This window comes from Rhodococcus sp. MH15, from assembly GCF_019266045.1.
In the GTDB taxonomy this organism is placed as follows: Bacteria; Actinomycetota; Actinomycetes; order Mycobacteriales; family Mycobacteriaceae; genus Rhodococcus_F; species Rhodococcus_F qingshengii.
Window position 1 is genome coordinate 1 of the sequence record NZ_LPNP01000020.1, and the last position, 2,580, is coordinate 2,580.

The 2,580-nt window shown below is 65.3% G+C and carries 2 protein-coding genes; both read right to left on the reverse strand.

Features of this window, described 5'->3' with window-relative positions:
* Positions 1-114: 114 nt before the first annotated feature.
* A complete protein-coding gene (gene istB / locus ATN37_RS00150; protein WP_003944771.1) occupies positions 115-906 on the reverse strand; it encodes an IS21-like element IS1415 family helper ATPase IstB in 792 nt (263 codons plus the stop codon).
* A complete protein-coding gene (istA, locus tag ATN37_RS00155; RefSeq protein ID WP_218694582.1) occupies positions 906-2,447 on the reverse strand; it encodes an IS21-like element IS1415 family transposase in 1,542 nt (513 codons plus the stop codon). The genes istB and istA overlap by 1 nt, the downstream gene beginning before the upstream one ends.
* Positions 2,448-2,580 lie beyond the last annotated feature (133 nt).

Here is a 2,580-nt window from a genome sequence, read left to right on the forward strand (position 1 = left end):
TGTCAATGGCCACGAAGTTCTCCCCGTAGGCGGCCAGTAGTTCTCCCCGCTGGTGGCCACGGGTTCTCCCCGGTGGCGGCCAGTTGTTTTTCCCCACCCGCTTTCTGATTTGGGTTAGCTGAAGGGCTTCACCCCCTTGCCGGTGGTGGCTTCGGTGAGGCGGAAGGAGTCGCCGTCGGTGACGACGACGTGCGCATGGTGCAGGAGCCGGTCAACGGTGGCGGTGGCCAATGTTTTGGGCATGATCTCGTCGAAGCCGGAGGGGTGCAGGTTGCTCGAGACGGCAATCGCTCGGCGTTCGTAGGCAGCGTCGACGAGGCGATAGAATCCTTCGGCGGCGTCTTCAGAGACCGGGAGCAGACCGATGTCGTCGACGATGATCAGGTCGGAGCGGATGATCCTCGTCAGGGCTCGGGCGATGGAGTCGTCGGCACGGTGCCGGCGGACCAGGGCACCGAGGTCTTCGATGGTGAACCAAGACACCGCCAGCCCAGCTTCGACTGCGGCCTGCCCGAGTGCCTCGGTGAAGTGAGACTTGCCAGTTCCCGAAGGCCCACAGACGCAGAAACATTCACGCCGCCCGACCCACTCCAGGGTGCGGAGCGCGTCCTGGGTGGCGCGGGGAATCGACGATTTCGTTTCGTCCCAGTCGCCGAAGGTCTTGCCGGTAGGGAAACCCGCGCGTTTGCGGCGAGTGTGCAGGTTCGCCCGGTCCCGGCCGGCGGCTTCCTCAGCGAGGAGAACCCGCACGACTTCGGCGGGGTCCCAGCGTTGGGCTTTCGCGGTCGGGATGATATCGCTCAAGGACCTGCGGATATGGGGCAGTTTCAGGCGTTTAGTCAGGTCGATCGCCTCGGCCAACGGGTCGCCGTTAGCGCTGGTAACAGTGCGCAAAGGGGTGCTCATCAGGCGTCATCGCTTTCATCGTCAGTAGTGGCTGGGCTGGCCGGCGCTGGTGTCTGGCCGAAGGTGGACCAGGCGGCGGTGCCCGGTTGCAGAGTGTGGTTCTCGCTGCGACGGACCGGATCAGCGTGTTCGTGGGTGACTTGGTAGTCGAGGATCGAGATCAGGTCCCGATCGGCGAACCGGCCGGTCATCGCCGCCGTCCCCAACGCTCTGTCGACTGCGTCCGGGGAGTGCAGCTTCGAAAGGTCCACGGCCTCGGCCATCTTCGCCCTGATGCGGCGCGCTCCCGCGGCGGCAGCCTCGACCAGCCAGCTGTTGGCACCCTGGCCCAACTGTAGGAAGGCGAGCTCGGCGGCGGTACGAGGCTTGGGCACCCGGTCGGCGGCGTCGCGGTCTGGGCGGGGTGGGTAGTGGTCGTTGTCGAGGACCGGTGAACCGGGTTGGCCGCGGCGGTGCCGCGCGACTTCGACTGCACCGCCATCATTGTCGACGGCGGTCACGATCAGCTCCTCACCATGGAAGCGGGCCCAGACCCGAGTGTCGATCAACGTGTGCGGCACCGAATACCGCACCCCTTCCACCGAGATCGTCGACTCCCAGTTCACCCGCCGGGTAGTGCCGAACACCGCGGTGAACGGAGATTTCGGCAGCGGATGCAGCCGCTGCAACTCTTCGGCCAGCCGCTCGACCGGCCGCCGCCGAGTAGAGCTGTGGACGCGGGTGTTGACGTCGGTGCAGAACTGCCGGCAAGCCGACTCGAGCTCACCGAAAGAGTGATACTGCTCGCGCAGGTTCACCTCCTTCGGCAACAGGTCGGCTTTGGCGATCCGCACCGTCGCCTCACTTCCTCCCTTCGACTCCGGATCAGCAGGTAAACACGTCCGCAGCGTCGTGCCGTAATGCCGTGCCACCTCCACGATCTCCGGATTGCGGACCGCGATCCCGGCCACGTGATCGATCGTCGCGGTCTTCTCGTTGTCGGTGAGGACATAGACCGGAACCCCGCCCAAGCGGCGGAATGTCGCATCCAAACACGCCGCCACCGTCGGCAATGTCTTGTCCCAGATCGGGATCACCACCCGAAATCGCGACCACGCCAACCATGCGCAGAACAACGTCGTCTTCCGGCCGGAAATCGTTGGCCCGTCACCGAAGTCGTACTGTACCCACAGCCCAGGTTCGGTTACCCACGGCCGATACACTCGCCGCCGACCAGCCCGAAACTGGGCCTTCGCCTCCGCGACCGTCCGGCGCGTGGTCCGCTCACCGCCGGTGAACCCCAGCGCGACGATCCGTTCGTGGATGACATCCGCGCGGACCTTGCCCTGCGAGCGGACCACCAACTCCTCGATCTTCGGCAGAAAGTCGTCGATCGCCCGCGCTCGATGCCGCCGGCGGTCCGGCGGCTGCCCCGCAGCGCGCATCTGCACATACCGGGCCACCGTGTGGTGATCACACCCAGCCAGCTCCGCCGCCGCCCGATAACTACCCGTGAGGTCGTACGCCTCCAAAATTTCCATGATCTCCCTGCTCGATTTCATCCACCCAGCGTTGCCGGGACCGAATCTGACTCACAGCAGGTGGGGAACTATCTGGCCGTACGCGGGGAGAAACCATGGCCACAAAATGCGCCATAAATGGCCGCCAGTGGGGAGCTTACGATGGCCGTCGACA